This is a genomic window from Streptococcus mitis (genome assembly GCF_001579045.1).
GTDB classification, from domain to species: domain Bacteria; phylum Bacillota; class Bacilli; order Lactobacillales; family Streptococcaceae; genus Streptococcus; species Streptococcus mitis_D.
On record NZ_KQ970261.1, the window covers coordinates 102,896 to 109,164 of the forward strand.

Here is a 6,269-nt window from a genome sequence, read left to right on the forward strand (position 1 = left end):
AGATCACCTCTTAAAATCCCATTTTTTCAGCTTTTGCAATCACATCTTCGATAGAACCTACACCACGGAAGGCATCTTCTGGCAAGTGGTCGTGTTTACCATCAAGGATTTCCTTAAATCCACGAACAGTTTCAGCAACTGGGACATAAGAACCTGGCTGACCAGTAAATTGTTCCGCAACATTAAAGTTTTGTGACAAGAAGAACTGGATACGACGGGCACGTGCAACCAAGGTCTTTTCTTCATCAGAAAGCTCATCCATACCAAGGATAGCAATGATATCTTGTAATTCATGGTAACGTTGAAGGACACGTTTTACTTCTGCAGCAACTGCATAGTGCTCTTCTCCAACGATTTCAGGTGCCAAGGCACGTGAGCTTGAAGCAAGTGGGTCAACGGCTGGGTAAATACCCAATTGTACCAACTTACGTTCCAAGTTTGTTGTTGAATCCAAGTGAGCGAAGGCTGTTGCTGGCGCTGGGTCAGTGTAGTCATCCGCTGGCACATAGATAGCCTGGATAGAGGTTACAGAACCCTTCTTGGTTGATGTGATACGTTCTTGCAATTGACCCATTTCCGTAGCAAGGGTTGGTTGATAACCAACGGCTGATGGCATACGACCCAAAAGGGCAGATACTTCTGAACCAGCCTGAGTGAAACGGAAGATATTATCGATAAAGAGAAGCACGTCTTGTCCTTCTACATCACGGAAGTATTCAGCGATTGTCAAACCAGTAAGGGCAACACGCATACGTGCTCCTGGTGGCTCATTCATCTGACCAAATACCATGGCTGTTTTCTCGATAACACCTGATTCTTTCATTTCCCAGTAAAGGTCGTTCCCCTCACGAGTACGTTCCCCAACACCAGTAAATACTGAAATACCACCGTGTTCTTGGGCAATATTGTGAATCAATTCTTGGATCAAGACGGTTTTACCAACTCCGGCACCACCGAAGAGTCCGACCTTACCACCTTTTAGGTAAGGGGCAAGAAGGTCGATAACCTTAATCCCTGTTTCAAGGATTTCAGAAGAGGTAGACAACTCATCAAAAGTTGGAGCTTTTTTATGAATTGGCTGACGCTCTGCATCTTCTGTGAAAGGAGCTTCCAAGTCAATGGTATCTCCCAAAACATTGAAGACACGTCCCAAAGTTTCTTTACCTACTGGTACAGAGATTGGACGACCCGTGTCCAATACTTCCATTCCACGAGTCAACCCATCTGTTGATTCCATGGCGATAGTACGGACCATACCATCTCCCAACTCCAAGGCTACTTCAAGGACGATTTTTGTTTTTCTTTCGTCATTTTTGTAGACGACAAGTGCATTGTTAATCTCAGGAAGTTTTTCTCCTGCTGCAAACAAGACGTCTACAACGGGACCGATAACCTGAGCAATTTTACCTGAACTCATCTCCTTCTCCTATTCTATATAAGATACTGTCGGTTCCTAGCTCAACTAGGTCCTAATACTCTTCGAAAATCTCTTCAAACCACGTCAGCTCTATCTGCAACCTCAAAACAGTGTTTTGAGCAGCTTGCGGCTAGCTTCCTAGTTTGCTCTTTGATTTTCATTGAGTATAAGTTCATTTTCATAAGAGCTGGACTAGTGCCTATTCTAAAGCACTAGCTCCTGCTACGATTTCTGTAATTTCTTGTGTAATCGCCGCCTGTCTGGCACGGTTATACTGAATTGTCAAATCATTAATGACTTTCTTAGCATTATCTGTCGCTGTTTGCATGGCTGTCATACCAGCAGCATTTTCAGCTGTCTTGGCATCGATAATGGCACCGTAAATCATACTTTCTGCAAACTGTGGCAACAACTGCTCCAAAATTTCTTCTCGGCTGGTTTCCAATTCAAAAGTTAAGCTATAGTCTTCATCCGCTTCATTTGGATCCAAGTCAACAATCGGAAGCATTTGTTCCACACGCATTTGACTGGTTAGCGTATTGACATGGTGGTTGTAGCAGACATAGAGTTCATCAAAAAGTTCATTTTGGTACATTTCAACTGTTTTTGAAATAATCTTACGAACTTCATCAAAGCTAGGTTGGTCTGCCAAGCCACGTAATTCATAAAGTGGTTGAATACCACGAGCCTTAAAGAAATCAGCTCCCATTCCACCGATACAGATCATTTCAAAACCTGTACCATCTGGGTGGTATTCTTCTTTCAACTCCATAACGGCTTTCAGAATAGAAGAATTATAACCTCCAACCAAACCGCGGTCTGAAGTGATAACGATATAGCCTGTCTTCTTCACGGGACGGCTAATCAACATCGGATTGGTTGAACCACCAGCTCCATTACCATGAAGGATATCTGTCAAAAGTTTACGCACTTTCTGAGCATAAACTTGGAAGTTGCGAGCAGCTTCTTCAGAGCGACCAAGCTTAGCAGCTGAGACCATTTGCATGGCATTAGTGATTTGACTCGTATTTTTTGTTGAGGCGATTTTTGTTTTAATATCATTTAGAGATACTGCCATCTGACACCTCTATTCTTATTGGAAGCTGGTTTGATTGAGAAACTCTGTAATCGCAGCATCCAAGACTGCTTCTTCTGGCAAGTCTTTTGTATCACGAATGGTTTCCAAAATCTCTGGATGTTGAGCATCAAAGAAGGCATGGAACTCTTCCTCGAAACGAACAATATCATCTACTGGAACAGTATCCAAGAAACCATGTGTCAAAGCATAAAGAATGGTTACTTGTTTCTCAACAGGTAATGGTTTGTGAACAGGTTGTTTCAAGACCTCAACGGTACGACGTCCACGGTTCAACTTAGCCTGTGTTGCCGCATCCAAGTCAGAACCAAACTTAGTGAAGGCTTCCAACTCACGGTATGAAGCAAGGTCGATACGAAGTGTACCAGCAACCTTCTTCATGGCTTTGATTTGTGCAGAACCACCTACACGAGATACAGATGAACCCGCATCGATGGCTGGACGAATACCCGCATTGAAGAGACCATCACCAAGGAAGATTTGTCCATCAGTGATAGAAATCACGTTGGTTGCGATATAGGCAGAGATATCTCCTGCTTGGGTCTCGATAAATGGTAGGGCTGTAATTGAGCCACCACCAAGTTCATCAGAAACTTTAGCTGAGCGCTCAAGCAAACGGCTGTGAAGATAGAAAACATCCCCTGGGAAGGCTTCACGACCTGGAGGACGACGAAGCAAGAGTGACAGTTCACGATAAGCTACCGCTTGTTTTGATAAATCATCATAAACAATCAAAACATGTTTCCCTTGGTACATAAATTCTTCCGCCATGGCAACCCCAGCATAAGGAGCTAGGAAAAGCAATGGAGATGGTTGTGAAGCAGAGGCTGTCACAACGATTGTGTAGTCCAAGGCACCGTACTGACGTAGTGTTTCTACTTGCGTACGAACTGTTGATTCTTTTTGTCCAATCGCAACATAGATACAAATCATATCTTGACCTTTTTGGTTCAAGATTGTATCAATCGCAATGGTTGTTTTCCCTGTCTGACGGTCACCGATAATCAACTCACGTTGACCACGACCAATCGGTACAAGGGCGTCAATAGCTTTCAAACCAGTTTGCAATGGTTCTGATACAGACTTACGTTGCATAACACCAGGAGCTGGCGTTTCTACTGGACGAGTTTTATCAGTGTGGATTTCTCCAAGACCATCAACTGGACGACCAAGCGGATCCACAACACGACCAATCAGACTTTCACCTACTGGGACTTCCATGATTTTCCCTGTACGGCGGATTGTATCGCCTTCACGGATATCTGTAAAGTCACCTAGGATGATAATACCAACGTCTGTTGACTCCAAGTTTTGAGCCATACCATAAGAGCCGTTTTCAAAAATCAACAACTCTCCACTCATGGCATTTTCAAGGCCGTGAGCACGCGCGATACCATCCCCGATATAGGTTACAACACCTGTTTCAGTCACATCAAAATTGGGTTTGAAATTTTCAATTTGTTGCTTAATTAAAGCGCTGATTTCTTGTGCGTTAATTGCCAAAAGAACACCACTTTCTATTTCAAATTTTCTTTAACAACTTTAAGTTGTTGTTTAATACTCACATCAATTGTCTTGTGATTGGCAAAAATGACAAAACCACCAATGAGACTTTCATCGATTTGTTCGTTTACACTCCTTACTTTCAGAGACATTTTTTTCTCAATCAAAGGGAGCAAGCGACTCTTTTGTTCATCAGTTAGAGGATGAGCAGACGTAATCGTCACTTCAAATCGATTTGTTTCTTTTTCAAGTCGGTTCAAGCAATCTACAAGCACATCATAAAAAAGATTTGCTCTGTGATTGTATGCCAGAACCTGGATCAAGTTTTGCAATAAAGGTGACACTGAGTCTTGGAAGAAAGCAATCGTTTTTTCCTTATCAGACTCGTCTACTGCCACTTTTTTTAAAAAAGAAGGTAAACCTGTTTCTTCAGCAACTTGCTTGATTTGAGTCAAGTCTGAAAAGATACGGTCTTCTTCTCCTTTTTCCAGTACCAATTGGACAAAAGGCATGCTGTATTTTTCAATTACCTTTACTGTTTTCTTGTCCATTAAGCTTCTCCTAGCTGATCGATATACTGATCAATGAGTTCTTTATGGGCATGACCGTCAAGGTTTTGTGAGATGATTTTACCAGCCAAGCTGATTGTCAAATCTGCTACCTCACCCTTAACGCTTTGTAAAGCTTCAGCTTTGTTTTGAGCAATTTCTTGGTTTGCTTTTTCTTTTAAGCGTCCTGCTTCTAGTTTAGCATCTGCTAAAATACTAGCCTTACTTTTCTCAGCTGTTTCTTTCGCATTCTCAATGATTGTCTTAGCTTCTTTACGGCTACCAGCCAATTCATCTTCGCGTTTTTGAGCCAATACTTCCGCTTTTTGACGTGCTTCTTCAGCTCTGTCAATATCTGAAGCAATTTTTTCAGCTCTTTCTTCGAAAATGCCTGTAATATTAGACCATGCAAATTTTTTAATCAAGACTAGCAAAAGGATAAAAGAGCCAGCGATTAAAATAAAATTACCAATTAATTCACCTACTGTTACGTGCATCAGTTACTCCTTTCTACTCTTCATCATTAATTTTATTTCCTAGGTACATAGAGGATAATAGTGTAAAGACATAGGCCTGTACACAAGAAATGAACACGGAAAATGCAGTCCAAACTAAGTTTGTTCCAAATGCGATTGGATACCAAAAAATAGCCTGATGTGAAAGTACGAGAAGCAAACTTGTCATTACTTCACCTGCAAAGATATTCCCAAAAATCCGCAAAGCAAGAGAAAGGAAATTCGTGACTTCTTCAAGTAGATTCATCGGTGTCATAAATGCAGGAGTTACAAAACCTTTTAGGTATTGTTTAATCCCACGACGACGAATCCCCTCAATGTGCGCCATCAAAATAATACAGAAAGACAAGACAAGGTCAAATGAAAGATTTGCAGTTGGCGATGTCCAAAGGTTTGTCCCATCTGTTGTTTGAAGTTTAGCCATCAAACCAAGATTATTAGCGATGACCATAAAAAGAAATAAGCATAAGTAAAAGAGTGAGTAATTTTTCATGTAGTGAGAACCAATATTTGGTTCTGTAAATCCAACTACAAAATCATAGAGATACTCTAATACATTTTGTTTACCTTTAGGTTTTAAGGACATATTACGGCTTGCCCAATAGATAAAGATAAAAATAAGTGATACAGACAGTAAGGTTAAGACTGTCAAGGTTAAATCAAAGGTAACAGGACCAATATTGATGGTTGGATTGATACTTTCTTCCATCTAACATTCTCCCTTCTCCAATTTATATTTCGTTATTTAATAATAAATGAGAAGACAAGAGTTACGAAGAAAGTTCCTTCGATAAAGGCAACCCCTAAAAACATCAGGCTACGAAACTCAGCGATAATATCTGGTTGGCGAGCTACTGATTTTAACAAACCATTCATCAACATACCTTCACCAAGGGATACACCCATACAGGCAAGACAAAGACCAAAAAATGTTAAATTCATGATGAATTCTCCTTTTAAATAAAATTTACTTACTTAGTTTAGTCCTAAAAATTGGATTTGTCAACTTTTTACTAACATTGAAAGCGTTTAATGAAAATTATTTATAATTTTACTATTTTTGAGTTTATTATATGGAAAACTTTGTAAAAAACTTGTTATAAATTCGTCCATTATCTAGGTCTTTCTGAAAAATATTGAAAAAATCCGAGATGAAATCTCGGATGGAAATAAATATGTTTTCTTTAACT

At 40.3% G+C, this 6,269-nt stretch carries 7 protein-coding genes; all 7 read right to left on the reverse strand.

Features of this window, described 5'->3' with window-relative positions; genetic code table 11:
* Positions 1-10 precede the first annotated feature (10 nt).
* The gene (atpD, locus tag SMIDD28_RS00485) at positions 11-1,417 is read right to left on the reverse strand and encodes a F0F1 ATP synthase subunit beta (RefSeq protein WP_000094357.1); all 1,407 of its coding nucleotides are present in this window, start codon (positions 1,415-1,417) and stop codon (positions 11-13) included.
* Between the two features lie 199 nt (positions 1,418-1,616).
* Positions 1,617-2,495, reverse strand: coding sequence for a F0F1 ATP synthase subunit gamma (locus SMIDD28_RS00495; RefSeq protein WP_061423902.1), 879 nt, complete (start codon positions 2,493-2,495; stop codon positions 1,617-1,619).
* A 15-nt stretch (positions 2,496-2,510) separates the two neighbouring features.
* The gene (gene atpA / locus SMIDD28_RS00500; protein WP_061423905.1) at positions 2,511-4,016 is read right to left on the reverse strand and encodes a F0F1 ATP synthase subunit alpha; all 1,506 of its coding nucleotides are present in this window, start codon (positions 4,014-4,016) and stop codon (positions 2,511-2,513) included.
* Positions 4,017-4,030: 14 nt separating this feature from the next.
* Complete coding sequence (locus SMIDD28_RS00505; protein ID WP_061423908.1) at positions 4,031-4,567, reverse strand: F0F1 ATP synthase subunit delta; 537 nt, start codon at positions 4,565-4,567, stop codon at positions 4,031-4,033.
* Positions 4,567-5,061 (reverse strand): F0F1 ATP synthase subunit B, encoded by a 495-nt coding sequence (gene atpF, locus SMIDD28_RS00510; protein ID WP_000558549.1) that lies wholly within the window; start codon positions 5,059-5,061, stop codon positions 4,567-4,569. Before atpF ends, SMIDD28_RS00505 begins: the two co-directional genes overlap by 1 nt.
* A 13-nt stretch (positions 5,062-5,074) precedes the next feature.
* Positions 5,075-5,788 carry a F0F1 ATP synthase subunit A gene (gene atpB / locus SMIDD28_RS00515; RefSeq protein ID WP_061423910.1) on the reverse strand — a complete coding sequence of 238 codons (714 nt, stop codon included), beginning with the start codon at positions 5,786-5,788 and terminating at the stop codon, positions 5,075-5,077.
* A gap of 32 nt (positions 5,789-5,820) precedes the next feature.
* Positions 5,821-6,021 (reverse strand): F0F1 ATP synthase subunit C, encoded by a 201-nt coding sequence (locus SMIDD28_RS00520; RefSeq protein ID WP_001054559.1) that lies wholly within the window; start codon positions 6,019-6,021, stop codon positions 5,821-5,823.
* Between the last annotated feature and the right edge of the window lie 248 nt (positions 6,022-6,269).

Coding starts and splice junctions, on each gene's coding strand:
- atpD (WP_000094357.1), bottom strand. CDS start 1,417: ATGAGTTCAGGTAAAATTGCTCAGGTTATCGGTCCCGTTGTAGACGTC.
- SMIDD28_RS00495 (WP_061423902.1), bottom strand. CDS start 2,495: ATGGCAGTATCTCTAAATGATATTAAAACAAAAATCGCCTCAACAAAA.
- SMIDD28_RS00505 (WP_061423908.1), bottom strand. CDS start 4,567: ATGGACAAGAAAACAGTAAAGGTAATTGAAAAATACAGCATGCCTTTT.
- atpF (WP_000558549.1), bottom strand. CDS start 5,061: ATGCACGTAACAGTAGGTGAATTAATTGGTAATTTTATTTTAATCGCT.
- atpB (WP_061423910.1), bottom strand. CDS start 5,788: ATGGAAGAAAGTATCAATCCAACCATCAATATTGGTCCTGTTACCTTT.
- SMIDD28_RS00520 (WP_001054559.1), bottom strand. CDS start 6,021: ATGAATTTAACATTTTTTGGTCTTTGTCTTGCCTGTATGGGTGTATCC.